This window comes from Marisediminicola sp. LYQ85 (genome assembly GCF_046600695.1).
GTDB lineage: Bacteria > Actinomycetota > Actinomycetes > Actinomycetales > Microbacteriaceae > Marisediminicola.
Genome location: NZ_JBKIWO010000002.1, coordinates 87,969 through 102,885, shown reverse-complemented (window position 1 = coordinate 102,885; position 14,917 = coordinate 87,969). Strand labels below are relative to the sequence as shown.

13 protein-coding genes are annotated in these 14,917 nt (G+C 71.2%); 7 read left to right on the top strand and 6 right to left on the bottom strand.

The window, feature by feature from the left end:
- Positions 1 to 56 precede the first annotated feature (56 nt).
- Both ACLHG5_RS08785 and ACLHG5_RS08780 read right to left on the bottom strand, forming a co-directional pair.
- On the bottom strand, positions 57 to 419 hold the full coding sequence (locus ACLHG5_RS08785; protein WP_411317165.1) for a hypothetical protein: 363 nt from the start codon (positions 417 to 419) through the stop codon (positions 57 to 59).
- A 1-nt stretch (position 420) separates the two neighbouring features.
- Positions 421 to 1,167, bottom strand: a complete 747-nt coding sequence (locus ACLHG5_RS08780; protein ID WP_411318487.1) for a histidine phosphatase family protein — start codon at positions 1,165 to 1,167, stop codon at positions 421 to 423.
- A gap of 57 nt (positions 1,168 to 1,224) precedes the next feature.
- Between ACLHG5_RS08780 and ACLHG5_RS08775 the strand changes: the two genes are divergently transcribed.
- The 5 genes from ACLHG5_RS08775 to ACLHG5_RS08755 all read left to right on the top strand — a co-directional run bounded on the left by ACLHG5_RS08775 (position 1,225) and on the right by ACLHG5_RS08755 (position 9,623).
- On the top strand, positions 1,225 to 2,286 hold the full coding sequence (locus ACLHG5_RS08775; RefSeq protein WP_411317167.1) for an LLM class flavin-dependent oxidoreductase: 1,062 nt from the start codon (positions 1,225 to 1,227) through the stop codon (positions 2,284 to 2,286).
- Positions 2,287 to 2,353: 67 nt separating this feature from the next.
- Positions 2,354 to 3,235, top strand: a complete 882-nt coding sequence (locus tag ACLHG5_RS08770; protein WP_411318486.1) for a DarT ssDNA thymidine ADP-ribosyltransferase family protein — start codon at positions 2,354 to 2,356, stop codon at positions 3,233 to 3,235.
- Positions 3,236 to 3,317: 82 nt separating this feature from the next.
- On the top strand, positions 3,318 to 4,115 hold the full coding sequence (locus ACLHG5_RS08765) for an alpha/beta fold hydrolase (RefSeq protein WP_411317169.1): 798 nt from the start codon (positions 3,318 to 3,320) through the stop codon (positions 4,113 to 4,115).
- Positions 4,116 to 4,251: 136 nt separating this feature from the next.
- Complete coding sequence (locus ACLHG5_RS08760; protein WP_411318485.1) at positions 4,252 to 8,259, top strand: Pls/PosA family non-ribosomal peptide synthetase; 4,008 nt, start codon at positions 4,252 to 4,254, stop codon at positions 8,257 to 8,259.
- Positions 8,260 to 8,270: 11 nt separating this feature from the next.
- Positions 8,271 to 9,623 (top strand): M1 family metallopeptidase, encoded by a 1,353-nt coding sequence (locus tag ACLHG5_RS08755; RefSeq protein ID WP_411318484.1) that lies wholly within the window; start codon positions 8,271 to 8,273, stop codon positions 9,621 to 9,623.
- 34 nt (positions 9,624 to 9,657) lie between these two features.
- Here ACLHG5_RS08755 and ACLHG5_RS08750 read toward each other — a convergent pair whose 3' ends face one another.
- From ACLHG5_RS08750 to ACLHG5_RS08735, 4 genes are read right to left on the bottom strand one after another with little or no spacing between them, the layout of a single operon-like run.
- A complete protein-coding gene (locus tag ACLHG5_RS08750) occupies positions 9,658 to 10,320 on the bottom strand; it encodes a 4'-phosphopantetheinyl transferase family protein (protein ID WP_411317172.1) in 663 nt (220 codons plus the stop codon).
- Positions 10,321 to 10,355: 35 nt separating this feature from the next.
- Positions 10,356 to 11,558, bottom strand: coding sequence for a molybdopterin molybdotransferase MoeA (locus tag ACLHG5_RS08745; protein ID WP_411318483.1), 1,203 nt, complete (start codon positions 11,556 to 11,558; stop codon positions 10,356 to 10,358).
- Between the two features lie 29 nt (positions 11,559 to 11,587).
- Positions 11,588 to 11,932, bottom strand: a complete 345-nt coding sequence (locus ACLHG5_RS08740; RefSeq protein ID WP_411317174.1) for a DUF6457 domain-containing protein — start codon at positions 11,930 to 11,932, stop codon at positions 11,588 to 11,590.
- Entirely contained in the window at positions 11,929 to 12,624 is a 696-nt protein-coding gene (locus ACLHG5_RS08735) for a molybdenum cofactor guanylyltransferase (RefSeq protein WP_411318482.1), read from the bottom strand. The genes ACLHG5_RS08740 and ACLHG5_RS08735 overlap by 4 nt, the downstream gene beginning before the upstream one ends.
- Before the next feature lie 238 nt (positions 12,625 to 12,862).
- Here ACLHG5_RS08735 and ACLHG5_RS08730 point away from each other — a divergent pair, with 238 nt between their 5' ends.
- The gene (locus tag ACLHG5_RS08730) at positions 12,863 to 13,861 is read left to right on the top strand and encodes a MetQ/NlpA family ABC transporter substrate-binding protein (protein ID WP_411318481.1); all 999 of its coding nucleotides are present in this window, start codon (positions 12,863 to 12,865) and stop codon (positions 13,859 to 13,861) included.
- A gap of 1 nt (position 13,862) precedes the next feature.
- Positions 13,863 to 14,888 (top strand): methionine ABC transporter ATP-binding protein, encoded by a 1,026-nt coding sequence (locus ACLHG5_RS08725; RefSeq protein WP_411318480.1) that lies wholly within the window; start codon positions 13,863 to 13,865, stop codon positions 14,886 to 14,888.
- Positions 14,889 to 14,917 lie beyond the last annotated feature (29 nt).

Below are 14,917 nucleotides of genomic sequence, written 5' to 3'. Positions count from 1 at the left end.
CGAGCGTACGTCGGATCCGACGCACGCTCGCGGAAATTGCGCACAGTGGGGGCGGGTCAGTGCGGGTCGTCGACGATGCCGACGAAACGGGAGCCGACGCCGTCGAACTCGGCACGGATGTAGCCCGCCGTGACGGTCGGCAGCTCGCTCGGATCGTGGAACTCGCAACTGAGGTAGGTGAACTCGGGCCACCACTTCTTGGGCCTCGCCGACTCGGTCGCCCCGCAGATGCTGCACGTCAGTTGCACCCACACGGGTTTCTTGCCGGTGCGGTTGGCGCGGGACTGCGCGAGCCACACGGGCGGGTTCGCCTCGATCGCGGCGAGGTCCGCCTCCGAGAGCCGCGACGGGATGCCGTGGCGCTGAGCCATCTCGAGCGGGATGTCCAGTCGCTGTGCCGCGTCGCGTCTCGTGATCATGTCAGTCGAGGGTACGCCGATCGACGGCTGCGTCGGGGTGCGCGTCGGACTCCACCTCGTCGAGTGTCTCGCCCGAGAAGTCGTCGGCGGCCGGATCGTCGAGGGCCGCGCCACCGACGGGTGTGCCGAGCCAGTCGACGAGCGTCCAGCCCGACTCGAACGAGCCCTCGAGCGTGACGATGCCCGTGTTGGGCAGGTCGTTCTCGGCCGTGAACGAGGGGTGGATGTTGTCGGCCCGCGCCGCGACCCAGACGCGGATCGCGGCTCCGTGACTCACGATCGCGACCGTCGTGTCGGAGTCGGCGCCCGCCGCACCGGCACCCGCGATCGCCTCGCGCACGGCACGGTCGAAGCGCTCGAAGAACGCGTGTCCGTCGTCACCGCCGGGCATCGACACATCCCGGTCTCCCGCACCCCACGCGAAGGCGGCCTCGAGGTAGGCGCGGTGGGCCTCCGGGTCGTTGCGCATTTCGAGCGAGCCGGCGCCGATCTCTTCGAGTCCCTCGACGACGGGAACCTCCGTCCCGACCTCGAGTCCCCGGTCGGCGGCGAGCGGTGCGGCGGTGAGGTGCGTGCGCAGCAGCGGCGAGACGACGAGGTGGTCGATGCGCTGACCCGCGAGGGCCTCGGGTATCGCGGCCGCCTGCTGCTCGCCGAGACCGGTGAGGGGCGCGCCGGGGCGCGAGGTGTCGAGCAGACCGTCGACGTTGGAGGGGGTCTGGCCGTGGCGGATGAGAAGCAGGCGCATGATTTTCGAGCCTAGAGGAGTGGGAATAGCGCGAGCCGTGTCGACGCTGAGGAGGGCATGAAGCGCATCGGGTTCCTGTCGTTCGGCCACTACCAGGATGTCGAGGGGTCGCACGTGCGCACCGCGCGCGACGCACTCGTGCAGTCCGTCGAGCTCGCCGAGGCCGCGGAGGAGATCGGTGTCGACGGCGCCTACGTGCGCGTGCACCACTTCACCCGGCAGCTCGCGTCGCCGTTTCCGCTGCTCGCCGCGATGGCGGCCCGCACGAGCCGCATCGAGATCGGCACGGGCGTGATCGACATGCGCTACGAGAACCCCCTCTACATGGCGGAGGAGGCGGCGGCGGTCGACCTCATGAGCGACGGCAGACTGCAGCTCGGCTTGAGCCGGGGATCACCCGAGACGTCGATCCGCGGCTACGAGTCGTTCGGCTACGTGCCCGCCGAGGGCTCGACCGACGCCGACGATGCCCGCAACCGCACCGCGATCTTCCGGGCCGCGATCTCGGGGGCCGGGATGGCGCAAGCGAACCCGCGCATGGGCCCCGCGGGGCTTCTCGCGATCGAGCCGCAATCGCCCGGTCTCGCCGACCGCATCTGGTGGGGGTCGGGCACCCGAGAGACGGCGCGCTGGGCGGGCGAGCAGGGCATGAACCTCATGAGCTCGACCCTTCTCACCGAAGACACGGGGGTTCCGTTCGACGAGTTGCAGGCCGAGCAGATCGCGATCTATCGCGAGGCGTGGGCCGCGACCGGTCACCCCGGCACCGGTCGGGTGTCGGTGAGTCGCAGCATCATCCCCCTCGTGACCGAACTCGACCACCGCTACTTCGGGCTGCGCGCCCAGGTCGAGGGCAAAGACCAGGTCGGTCACCTCGACGGGGGGCTCGCGCGCTTCGGTCGCAGCTACATCGGTGAGCCGGATGTGCTCGCCGAAGAGCTCGCGAACGACGCGGCCATCGACGCCGCCGACACACTGCTCATCACGGTGCCGAACCAGCTCGGGGTCGACTTCAACGCGAGCCTGCTCGACTCGGTCGTGCGCCACATCTCGCCCGTGCTCGGATGGTCGGGCGACCGTCACACGACGCCCGAGACCGCGCGTAAAGTCACTGTGTGAGCTCCCCCCGCATGACCCTGCATCCGACGTCCCCGCCCAGCTGTTCCTGTTCCGTTTCGGCGACCGCGTGCCAGGTGACCGAGTGATCGACGAGTGCATCCACGAGCTCGATCCCGCGCTCTGCGACATCTGCAGCCCGAAGGTCGCGGCGCCGTCTGCGCCCGTCGTTCGCGCGCCGAGAGTGCAGAAGACGTCGCTGCGGTCCACCCCGTCGCTGCGCAGCGACGGAGCAACGACCGCCGGCACCGCATCGGCGGGCCGCGCGCCGAGCCGCTCGAGCGCCTCGTCCACCGGTCGCGTCGCCGGAACCGCCCCCAAGCCGGTGGATGTCGCCGCCCAGCGCCTGCACCACGTGACCCACATCAGCAACCTCCCGGGCATCCTCGCGGGAGGGTCGATCGTCGCCGACATCCTCGCGACGCCGGTCGTCGACGCGTCGTCGCCCGACAACCGGTCGATCCGGAGGTTGGCGCGGGTCGCGGGAGAGGGCTCCGCGACGGTCGCCGAGCACGTTCCGTTCTCGCTCAGCCCCGACGGCACCGTGTGGACGGGCATGCGGGCCGGAAGCAACGACCCCCGCGTGAGCGACGCCGTGCGCGCCCTCCCCGCCTCGGAGTTCGTCATCCTCGTCACGACCGTCGCGCTCGTTCGGGACGCCGTCGACACCCCCCTCGTCGTCGCGGAGGGTGACGCGGCCGATCCGCGCAGCCGTTTCGCGGCGACGGAGGAGACCGCGTCGATGTTCATCGCGCGGCTCGCGCGCGACGAGACGGCCGTCCACCGCGCCGAGCTGCTCGTCGAGCACGCCGTGCCGTTCGAGGCCATCACGCTCATCGGTGTCGCGAACGATCGGGCCCGGGGTCTGGTGCGCGAGATGCTCGCCGACACCCCGCACTCACCTCGCGTGGCCGTGCACCCGCCCTGGTTCGCGGTGCCCGAAGTCGACTGAGCGGCACACGCGGCGTGATACGACCGCTGCCGCGGCACGCCGCGCTGGACCCTGTTCTCGGAACACTTGCCATACTCGGGGCATGGGGTTGTGGGAGCGCGCGCGAGATCGGTGGCGATCCCGGCGCACACCCCCGCTGCACATCGCTCTCGATGAGGGCAGCGGCCCCGTGGTCATCCTCGTGCACGGCATCGCGTCGTCGTCGGTCACCTTCGAGAAGCTGATCCCGATGATCCTCGACACCCACAGGGTCGTCGCGATCGACCTCCTCGGGTTCGGGGAGTCGGTGGCCCCCGAGTCGGCCACGTTCACGATCGAGGAGCACGTCGAGACCCTGAGCGACACGATCGATTCGCTCCGGCTGAGGCGGCCGTTCGTGCTCGTCGGGCACTCGATGGGAAGTCTCATCGCGACCCGCTACACCGCGACCCACAAGAGGCACGTGGCGAAACTGGTGCTCGTGAGCCCGCCCGTCTACGTCGACCCCGATGCGCTCGGCGACCCTGTCGAACGGGCCGCGATGGGGCTCTACCTCAAGGCCTACGAGTACCTGCGTACCAACAAGGAGTTCACGATCCGCAACGCGACGTTTCTCGCTCGGATGTCGCCCATCAAGAACGTGCTCGAGGTGAGCGAACGCAACTGGAACGCCTTCGTGCTCTCGCTCCAGCAGGCGATCGAGTCGCAGACGAGCGTGAGCGACATCGCCTCGGTGAGCATTCCCGTCGAGGTCGTCTACGGGACCCTCGACCCGTTTCTCATGCCCGGAGGGCTGCGCATCATCGAGCAGATGCGCCACGTGTCGGTGCACAAGGTCGAGGCGGGAGACCATCTCGTGCGCAAGAGGCTCGCGCGCGTGGTCGCGACCGCGATCGGGTAGTGCGATCGGCGAGCGCGATCGGCGATCGCGATCGCGTTCTGCGTCGCCCGCCGCGCCGTTAACTCCCGCGTCACCGGGGCTGGATAGACTCCCGGCGCAGCACGAGCACCAACGCTCTGGCGGAGGGGTCGTGAGGATGTCTGGGAGCACGGGGTCTGGCAGCACAGGGTCTGGCAGCACGGGTCTTCTGCTCGCCGGCGAGCGGGCTCCCGAACCGCGCACCCTCGTCGACATCCTGCGCGCGACCGCGGCCGAGAACCCCGAGGCGCCCGCGATCGCGGATGCCGAGGGCAGCGTGAGCTATCGCGAACTCGTGCGCCTCGTGCAGCACGCCGCCGTCGACCTCGTGCGTTCCGGAGTGCGGCGGGGAGACCGCGTCGGGGTTCGTGCCCCGTCGGGGCAGCGCTCGCTCTACGTGTCGATCCTCGCGATCATCTGGGCGGGGGCGAGCTACGTGCCCGTGGATGCCGACGATCCCGACGACCGCGCCGACCTCGTCTTCGGCGAAGCGGGAGTGGTCGGTGTCGTGGGCGCCGGGGGAGTGTTCGCGCGGCGGGAGGGTGCGGGCATCCCGGACGCCGCCCCCGCAGAGTCGATTCCCGCGACGACGCCGATGACCGCGGCGATCACTCTCCTCCCCGAGGTCACGCCCGCCGACGACGCGTGGGTCATCTTCACTTCGGGGTCGACGGGCGTGCCGAAGGGTGTCGCCGTCACCCACCGCTCGGCCGCGGCCCTCGTCGACGCCGAGGCGCGACTGTTCCTGCAGGGCGAACCGCTCGGACCCGGCGATCGCGTTCTCGCCGGACTGTCTGTCGCGTTCGATGCCTCGTGCGAGGAGATGTGGCTCGCGTGGCGCCACGGAGCGTGCCTCGTTCCGGCTCCGCGCTCGCTCGTGAGGTCGGGTGTCGACCTCGGCCCGTGGCTCATCGCGCACGGCATCACCGTCGTCTCGACTGTGCCGACCCTCGCCGCGCTGTGGCCCGTCGAGTCGCTCGAACTCGTGCGACTGCTCATCTTCGGCGGGGAGGCGTGCCCGATGGAGCTCGTCGAGCGCCTCGCCGTCGACGGCCGCGAAGTGTGGAACACCTACGGACCCACTGAAGCCACCGTCGTCGCGTGCGGCGCGCTCCTCGACGGCTCCGACATCGTGCGCATCGGTCTGCCCCTCGACGGCTGGGATCTCGCGGTCGTCGACGCCGACGGCCACCCTGTGGCCCCCGGCGAGGTCGGCGAGCTCATCATCGGCGGCGTCGGTCTCGCGCGCTACCTCGACCCCGCGAAGGACGCCGAGAAGTTCGCCCCCATGGAGTCGCTCGGCTGGGCTCGCGCCTACCGCTCGGGCGACCTCGTGCGCTTCGACCCCGAGGGCCTCGTGTTCCAGGGGCGTGCCGACGACCAGGTGAAGCTCGGCGGCCGCCGCATCGAGCTCGGCGAGATCGACGCCGCTCTCGCCGCACTCCCGGGTGTCGCCGGCGCCGCGACCGTCGTGCAGCGCACCCCCGCCGGAAACAGCGTTCTCGTGGGGTACCTCGCGCCGGTCGACCCGCAGTCCCGATTCGACACGGATGCCGCGACCACCCGATTGCGCGAGGTGCTCCCCGCGCCGCTCGTGCCCGTGCTCGCGGTCGTCGATTCGCTGCCCACGCGCACCTCGGGCAAGGTCGACCGCTCGGCACTGCCGTGGCCGCTGCCGTCTCCGTCGTCGGGGGGAGCGGGGGCGCACGGTGCCGGCACGGGCGACGCGGGGTCGCGCGACGACTCGGCGTCGCGATTGAGCCCGACGGCGCTGTGGATCGCCGACGCGTGGACGTCGGTGCTCGGCATCCCGGTCACGTCGCCCGACGACGACTTCTTCGCGCACGGTGGCGGGTCGCTTTCGGCCGCCCAGCTGGTGTCGGCGATCCGCGCGCGATTCCCGGAGACGACGGTCGCCGACATCTACGACCACCCGCGCATCGGCGCTCTCGCCGACGAGCTCGACGCGAGGGCGCCCGCGGTCGCCGCGCTCGAACGCACGGTCGCGCCCGTGCGACGCCGCACGCAGATCTTCCAGACCCTCCTCGGCATCCCTCTGCACGTGCTCGCGGGTGCTCGGTGGATCGTCTACCTCCTCGCCGCCAACAACGTGCTCGCCCTCGTCGCCGACGTGCCGTGGGCTCCCACGGTGTCGTGGTGGTGGATCGTCGCGGGCTTCGTCGTGCTCGTGACCCCTCTCGGGCGCATGGCGCTCGCCGTCGGGTCGGCGCGACTCCTGCTCGCGGGGGTGACCCCGGGGGAGTACCCGCGCGGGGGTCGCGTGCACCTGCGGCTGTGGCTCGCCGAACAGGTGGCGAGACTCGTCGGCGCCGTCAACATCGCCGGTGCCCCGTGGATCAGCTACTACGCGAGGGCGCTCGGTGCCACGATCGCGCCGGGCGTCGACCTGCACTCGCTGCCGCCCATCACGGGAATGCTCAAGGTCGGCGCGGGAGCCGCGATCGAGCCCGAGGTCGACCTCTCGGGCTACTGGGTCGACGGCGACACCGTGCACATCGGCCGCGTGCACATCGGCGCGGGCGCGACGATCGGTTCGCGCAGCACCCTCATGCCCGGTGCCCGCGTCGGCAAGAACTCCGAGGTCGCGCCCGGATCGGTCGTGCACGGGCACGTGCGCGCGGGCCAGCTCTGGGCGGGGTCGCCAGCCCAGCGCATCGGCAAGGCCAAGAACGCCTGGCCCGACGAGCGACCGCCCGCGGGCAAACGGTGGCTCGCGGCGTTCGCGGCCGGATCGCTCGCCCTCTCGCTGCTGCCCGTCGTCGCCGTCTCGGGAGCCGTCGCCATCATCGGGAGCGCCGTCGTCTCCGCCCCGACCCTCGCGGCCGCGGCGCTCGCGGCCGTCGTGTGGTCGCCCGTCGCCGTCGTCGCGGCCGTCGTCGTCTACGCCGTGCTCACGGTCGCCGCCGTGCGACTGCTCGCGCTCGCGGTGCGTCCCGGCACCGTTCCTGTGCGCAGCCGCACCGGGTGGGCGGTGTGGATGACCGAGCGCTTGCTCGACTCGGCGCGCACCCTGCTCTTCCCGTTCTACGCGAGCCTCTTCACGCCCGTGTGGCTGCGCTTGCTCGGCGCCCGCGTGGGGGCGGGGGTCGAAGCATCCACCGTGCTCCTCCTGCCCTCGCTCACGCGCATCGACGACGGCGCTTTCCTCGCCGACGACACGATGGTCGGCTCCTACGAACTCGGGCGAGGGTGGATGCGGGTCGACGAGACGCGCGTGGGGCGACGCGCGTTCCTCGGCAACTCGGGCATCGCCGCACCCGGTCGTGTCGTGCCGAAGAACGGTCTCGTCGCCGTGCTCTCCGCTGCCCCTCGCAAAGCGAAGTCGGGGTCGTCGTGGCTCGGCAACCCTCCCGTGAGGTTGCGTCGCGCGACCGTCGAGTTCGACGAGACGCGCACGTTCCATCCGCTCCGCAGGCTGCGCGTCGCACGCGCCCTGTGGGAGCTCGGCCGCCTCGTTCCCATCGTCGTGACCGTGATCATCGCGATCGGGGTGCTCGCGACCCTCGAGGCGCTCGTGCTCACGGTCGGTGTCGGCGGCGCCATCGCACTCTCCGGGGCCGTGCTCCTCGCCGCGGGGGCCGTCGCCGCCGGTGTCACGACGGTCGCCAAATGGGTGCTCGTGGGGCGCATCTCGGCGCGCGAACATCCGCTCTGGTCGTCGTTCATCTGGCGCAACGAGGTGTCGGATGCCTTCGTCGAGACCGTCGCGGCGCCGTGGTTCGCCGCGCAAGCCACCGGAACCCCCGCGCTCGCCGTGTGGTTGCGCACCCTCGGGGTCACCGTGGGGCGCGGCGTCTGGGTCGAGACCTACTGGGTGCCGGAGTGCGACCTCGTCACGATCGGCGACGGCGCGACGGTCGGTCGCGGGTGCGTCGTGCAGACCCACCTCTTCCACGACCGCGTCATGGGCCTCGACTCGGTCGAGCTCGCCGCCGGGGCGACGATCGGGCCGCACAGCGTCATCCTGCCCGCCGCGCGCATCGACGACCACGCGACCGTCGGACCGGGGTCGCTCGTCATGCGCGGCGAGACCGTGCCGACCTCGAGTCGGTGGGTCGGCAACCCCATCGCGCCGTGGGCCTCCGAGCGCGCCCCGCGGGCGTGACAGACTCTGGTGTGCCCAAGCGAAATCCCCGGTCCGACGTGACCGCGCGACCCGACGACTACGTCGAGGGCAGCGGTGACAGCGGATACCGCGTGCACCACTATTCGCTCGACCTCGACTACCGTGTCGCCACGAACCGTCTCACGGGCACGGCGACGCTCGAGGCCGTCGCGCGGGGCGACATCGCGAGCATCCGACTCGATCTCGAGGGTCTCTCGGTGTCGAAGGTGCTCGTCGACGGCGCGAAACCGGCGCAGTACCGCCAGGGGGCGACGGCGGTCGCGGTGACGCTCGCCGAGCCTCTCGCCACCGGCACGGCGTTCACCGTCGTCGTGCGCTACACGGGCGACCCGGCTCCCCGAGACAGCGCGTGGGGCGAGGTCGGGTGGGAGGAACTCACCGAGGGAGTGCTCGTGGCGGCGCAGCCGAACGGCGCGCCCACGTGGTTTCCGTGCAACGACGTCGTCGGCGACAAGGCGACCTATCGCATCGCGGTGACCGCCGAGTCGGAGTACACGGTCGTCGCGAACGGCTCGTGCACGTCGACCCGCAAGGTCGGCAGTCGCACGACGCGCGTGTTCGAGATGACCGAACCGATGTCGACCTACCTCGCCACGGTGCAGATCGGGGTCTACCGGCAGCTGCGCGCCCTCGACACCCCCGAGGGTTCGGCGACCGTCGTGCAGCGGTCGTATGTGCCCGGCGATCTCCTCGACGACTTCGGGGCCGACTTCGCGGCGCAACCGCACATGATGCAGCTCTTCGAGCGGATGTTCGGGCCCTACCCGTTCGCGTCGTACACGGTCGTCGTCACCGACGATGAGCTCGAGATTCCGCTCGAGGCCGGAGGCATGTCGACGTTCGGACGCAACCACGTCGACGGGCACGGAGGGTCGCAACGCCTCATCGCGCACGAGCTCGCGCACTCGTGGTTCGGCAACAGCGTGACCGCGGCGAGCTGGCGGCACATCTGGTTGCACGAGGGGTTCGCGTGCTACGCCGAGTGGCTGTGGTCCGAGCACTCCGGTGGCCCGTCGGCGCAGCGGCTCGCGACCGGGTTCTGGGCCAACCTCTCGGCCCTCGACACCGACATCGTGATCGGCGACCCCGGCCCCGACCTCATGTTCGACGACCGGCTCTACAAGCGCGGTGCCCTCACCCTGCACGCACTGCGGCTCACACTCGGCGACGACACCTTCTTCGACATGCTGCGCGCGTGGACCGGCGACCACCGCCACGGCTCGGTGACGACGGACGACTTCGTGGAGCATCTCGACCGGTTCTCTCCCGAACCCCTCGGTGACTTCGTGCGCGCGTGGGTGTTCGAGTCGGCGCTCCCGAAACTGCCGAGAGCCGGTCGCTGAGCCGACTCCCGTCGCCGGCCGGCGTCGGCGTCGTTCAGAAGAGCTCGAGCTCGAGCTCGAGTTCGAGCCCAGCCGCTCCGCCGATCGCGTCACCACCCGGTCCGACGACCGCGACGGCGCCCGCGAGGCCGTCACCCGCCGCGAAGAACCGGATGCTCGCGCCCGAGTCGGTCGTCGCCGACTCAGGATCCTCGGGCCCACCCGCTGTCACCCGCACGGTCGCGGGCTCGGTGCGCAACCCGATCCCCGCCGCCTTGAGCGCCGCCTCCTTCGCGACCCAGAGGCGTGCGCGGGCGATCCGTCCTCCCTCGGTTCGCCGCGGCCCGACCTCGGCGACCTCGAGAGGGTGCACGAGCACCGCGTCGACATCGTGGCGAGCGACGTCGGCGACGCTCTCGATGTCGACGCCGAGGCCGAGGCTCACGTCGTCGCTGGTTTCGCCGTCCGTGAGCGCAGTTCCCGTGAGAACAGCGACGGCGAGCACCCCGGCCGCACGACTCATGCTCACCGCGACACCTCGCGGACGCGAGACGAGCGGGCGACCGTGCTCGGTCGACCCGCACGTCGGGCACGAGCGAGACCACCGCACCGCCTCGCGGGGTGCGCCCGTCGCCCGAGCGATCGCGGTGGTCACGATGTCGTCGTCGTCGTCGCTGTCGCGGTCGCGGTCGCCCGGCGGGGTCAGGGTGACCCTCACGCGCCTCGCTCCGGCACGCCCCCGAGGCTGATCGCTCAGGCCGTCCACGGCAGCCGGAGCACCTCGACGGTCTCGCCTCGCGCCGCGCCGTCGGGCGGGATGACGAGAACTCCCGCGGCCTCCGCGAGCCCGCGGAGCATCGCCGACCCGGTCCACGGCGTCGCGACCGCGCCCGATCGCGCCGCCGACTCCTCGCGCGAGAGCACGTAGGGCACGAGTCGCGTCGGCCTCGACGCCGCAGGGGTCGCGGCGACATCCGCAGCGAGCTCGACGGCACCGAGCGGAGGGGTCGCGCGGCCGAGCAGACTCGCGATCACTGGTTCGAGGAGTGTCAGGACGCCCATCATCGCCGCGAGGGGGTTGCCCGGAAGGCCCACGACGAGCCGCCCGTCGGGGAGGGTCGCGAGCAGGCTCGGGCTGCCCGGCCGCATCGCGACGCGCTCGACGACGATCGTCGCGCCGAGCTCGAGCAGCGCCCCTCGGATGTGGTCGGCGGCCGACGTGCCGGTGCCTCCCGTCGTGACCACCACGTCGGCTCTCGCGGCGGCCCCGATCGCCGCGACGACGGCGTCGCGATCGTCGAGCACGCGCACTGCTCCGTCGAGGGTCGCGCCGAGCATCCCCACGACGGCGGGCAATTGCACTCCGAAACTGTCGCGCACGCGGCCCGGCGCGGGGATCCCCGCCTCGACCACCTCGTCTCCCGTGAGCACGAGGGCGACGCGCGGTTCGCGCACGACCGGCACCTCGTCGTGACCGGATGCCGCGATCACGGCGACGCGCGGAGGCGTGAGCGTCGCGCCGGCGCGGACCACCACCTCGCCCGCACGGGACTCCTCGCCCGCCGGCCGCACGTGCTTGAGTGCAGAAGGCTCGCGAGCCCCCGGCACCGCGGCGACCGTCAGCACCCCGCCGTCGACGTGGGCGAACTCGCTCTGCAGCACCCCCGTGGCCCCCTCGGGCACGAGACCGCCGGTCACGATGAGCACCGCCGTGCCGCGGTCGAGGGCGGCTTGCGAAGTGGGGTGCGCCTCCGAGCCCGGGTCGAGCACGCGCCAGGGTGGGGTGCCCGCGACAGCCCAGCCGTCCATCGCGGCCGACGCATAGTGCGGAACGTCGATGAGCGAAAGCACGTCCGACGCGAGGGTGCGCCCGACCGCGGTGGCGAGCGGCACCGTGTCGATCGCGAGAGCGGATGCTGCCGCGAACGCCGCCCACCTCGCCTCGTGCCAGGTCATCCGCGGCGGCCGTCGCGCGGCGGGGTCGCTCATTCGGGAGGGGCAGTGGCCGCGGAAGCCTGTTCGCGAGCCTGTTCGTCAGCGTGAGCCTGGGCGAGCTGCGATGCCGAGGCCGAGGCGGCTTCGACGGCCGACGCGGGCTGAAGTCGGCCGTCGGCAGCCGCGAGCCCCGCGGCGTATCCGACGAGGAAGGTCGTGAGAGGGGCGGCCGGGCGCACGACGGAGTGCGCGGCTTCACCCGCGAGCCCGAGCAGACCGTCGATGTCGACGTCGAGGTCATTCACGCCGAGTTCGGTCGCGAGGCGTTCGGTCCACTGCGCGAGGAGAGCTGCGCGCTCGTTCGGCGCGGGGCTCGTTCGTGCGTCGTCGCTCACTTTCGAGCATCCGGGGCGGTGACGCCGAGGCGTTCCGCGTCATCCCACGTGTCGACGTCGTCGGCGACGCCGTCGGTCAGGGCGACCTCGGTGAGCTCGAGGTCGCCGAGCATCCCGTGCACCGATGCCCCCGTGAGGTCGGGTCCGTGCGCTTCGACAGCCGCGGCGAGCTTCTCGGTGCTGTATGCCGCGAGAAGCCATTGGCGCCGACCGGTCGAGTCGACGGCGATCACGCCATCGGTCGACCCGGCCGCGCGGGCGGCGTCGAGCACACGCTCGACGGCGTCGGAGGCGTGCACGAGGTCGCACGCGACGACGAGTGTCAGGGCGCTCGGTTCCGATCCGAGCACGGTCAGCAGCGCCGCTCCGGCCGCGATACCAGCGGCGGGTCCCCCGAACTCGGGTTCCTCCCGCGTGATGAGCACGCGATCAGAGAGGCGCGCCTCGAGGGGCAGGTCGGCGGCGTCCCCGACGACCGCCACGGCTCGCGCGCCCGAGCACGCGTCGACGGCGAGGTCGAGCAGGGTGCGTCCGTCGACGACGAGCCCCGACTTCGCGGTGCCGTCCAAGCGGCTGGATCGACCGCCCGCGAGCACGATCGCGTCGACGACCGGTGCTTTCTCGGCGGCAGGGCCGGCGGTCGAGGTCGAGGTCGAGGTCATGGGCCGGGGAGACTCCGTCGTGTCACTCACCTCCCCAGAGTAGGCGACGGCCGGGGCTCGCGACCGGCCGACCATCATCGCGAACTCTCGGCCCTCGCCGCCGTGTTACGTCACAGTTCGACGCGCAACGACATCGAATTCGGCCGATCGGGAGTGCCGCGCGATTCTGATCGTCCGCGACGACGATCCCGTCGTCTGCAGAACGAGCCGCACCACGGTCCGCAGCACGGTCCGCACCACGAACCCCAGCACAGAAGAGAGATCGACGATGTCTGAAACGCCCGGAACACCGGTCACCCCCGGAACCCCGAGAACACCCGACCCGTCGGCCCCCCGGCTCCCCGAGCGCAGAAAGAATCGCGCTCCCCTCATCGTCGGCGGTGCCCTCGCGGCAGCGGCCGGCCTCGTGGCGGCCACCCTCGTGGTCGTCAACCTCTCCGACGCGTCCTCGAGCGAAGCGGCGGCCGACGGTGCCGAACCGACCGTCGTGCGCATCGGCGTCTCCGATGAGAGCCTCCCGTACTGGGCGATCCTGCAAGAGAAGGCCGCCGACGAGAACATCACGATCGAGACCGTCAACTTCACCGACTACCTGCAGCCGAACCCCGCGCTCGCCGACGATCAGGTCGACCTCAACGCGTTCCAGCACTTGCGGTTCCTCGCCCAGCACCGGGTCGACACCGGCGACGACCTCGTGCCCATCGCGTCGACCATCATCGTGCCGCTCGGTCTCTACTCGGAGCGGTGGGAGTCGGTCGACGAGATCCCCGAGGGCGGCGAGATCGCCATCCCCAACGACCCCTCGAATCAGGCGAGAGCCCTCTTCGTGCTCGAAGCCGCGGGGCTCGTGACGCTCACGGGCGACGAGTTCGCCCCGACGCCCGCCGACATCGACACGGAAGCCTCGAGGGTGAGCGTCATCACGGTCGACGCGGCGCAGACGGCCCTCTCGCTTCCCTCGGTCGACGGATCCATCATCAACAACAACTTCGCGAAAGACGCGGACATCGATCCGAACTCGGCGATCTTCGCCGACGACCCGTCGTCTGCGGGGGCTCAGCCCTACATCAACCTCATCGTCGCGCGCGCCGACGAGGCCGACGACCCCGTGTTCGAGCGAGTGGCGGAGCTCTACCACGACCCCGAGGTGCTCGACTCGGTCGTCGAGTCGTCGGAGGGCACGGCGGTCGTCGTCGAGGGGTTCTCGGTAGAGGACCTGCGCGACCTCCTCGCCGAGATCGAGACCGAGATCACCGCGGAAGGGTGACATGACAGCGATCGTCGAGTTCCGAGGCGTCACCAAATCCTTCGACACCAGACAGCAGCGCGTGCACGCCCTCCACGAGATCGATCTGACGATCGACGAAGGGGAGATCTTCGGCGTCATCGGTCGCTCGGGGGCGGGCAAGAGCACGCTCGTGCGGCTCATCAACGGCCTCGAACGGCTCAGCTCGGGCACACTGACCGTCGACGGGCACGACATCGGCTCGCTCCGCGAGCGCGACCTGCGCGCCATGCGGCTCGAGATCGGGATGATCTTCCAGCAGTTCAACCTCTTCCGGTCCCGCACGGTCGCGGGCAACGTCGCCTACCCTCTCCGCGTCGCGGGCTGGCCGCGTGCCGACCGCGACCGGAGGGTCGCGGAGCTGCTCGACTTCGTGGGCCTCCTCGACCGGGCGCACGACTATCCCGAGCAGCTGTCGGGAGGCCAGAAGCAGAGGGTGGGCATCGCGCGGGCCCTCGCGACATCCCCCCGCATCCTCCTCGCCGACGAGGCCACGAGCGCGCTCGACCCCGAGACGACCCTCGAGGTGCTGCGTCTGCTGCGCAAAGTCAATCGCGAGCTCGGCATCACGATCGTCGTCATCACCCACGAGATGGATGTCGTGCGCGCGATCGCCGACCGGGTCGCGGTCATCGAGGGTGGCCGCATCGTCGAGCAGGGCAGCGTGTTCGACATCTTCTCCGCCCCGTCGACCGACATCGCCAAGCGATTCATCGGCACCGTCATCCGCAACCAGCCGGATGCCGACGATCTCGAGCGACTGCAGAGCGTGCACGAGGGGCGCATCGTGACCGTCGACATCCGCGAGTACGTGCAGATCGGGCATGTGCTCGGGCGCGCGCACGCCGACCACGGTGTCGACTTCGAGGTCGTCTTCGGGGGCATCGGCGCGATCCAGGAACGCTCGTTCGGGAGCCTGACCCTCGAACTGACGGGCCCGACCGGCGGTGTCGACGCGTTGATCGGTCACCTACGCGACCTCACGACCGTCACGGAGGTGGCACGGTGACGACCGACTGGAACCAGCTCTTCCCCCTC

Excerpts from the sequence above, each read along its gene's own strand:
- ACLHG5_RS08780 (WP_411318487.1), bottom strand. The coding sequence starts at position 1,167 with ATGCGCCTGCTTCTCATCCGCCACGGCCAGACCCCCTCCAACGTCGAC.
- ACLHG5_RS08765 (WP_411317169.1), top strand. The coding sequence starts at position 3,318 with ATGGGGTTGTGGGAGCGCGCGCGAGATCGGTGGCGATCCCGGCGCACA.
- ACLHG5_RS08760 (WP_411318485.1), top strand. The coding sequence starts at position 4,252 with ATGTCTGGGAGCACGGGGTCTGGCAGCACAGGGTCTGGCAGCACGGGT.
- ACLHG5_RS08775 (WP_411317167.1), top strand. The coding sequence starts at position 1,225 with ATGAAGCGCATCGGGTTCCTGTCGTTCGGCCACTACCAGGATGTCGAG.
- ACLHG5_RS08745 (WP_411318483.1), bottom strand. The coding sequence starts at position 11,558 with ATGACCTGGCACGAGGCGAGGTGGGCGGCGTTCGCGGCAGCATCCGCT.
- ACLHG5_RS08785 (WP_411317165.1), bottom strand. The coding sequence starts at position 419 with ATGATCACGAGACGCGACGCGGCACAGCGACTGGACATCCCGCTCGAG.
- ACLHG5_RS08725 (WP_411318480.1), top strand. The coding sequence starts at position 13,863 with ATGACAGCGATCGTCGAGTTCCGAGGCGTCACCAAATCCTTCGACACC.
- ACLHG5_RS08730 (WP_411318481.1), top strand. The coding sequence starts at position 12,863 with ATGTCTGAAACGCCCGGAACACCGGTCACCCCCGGAACCCCGAGAACA.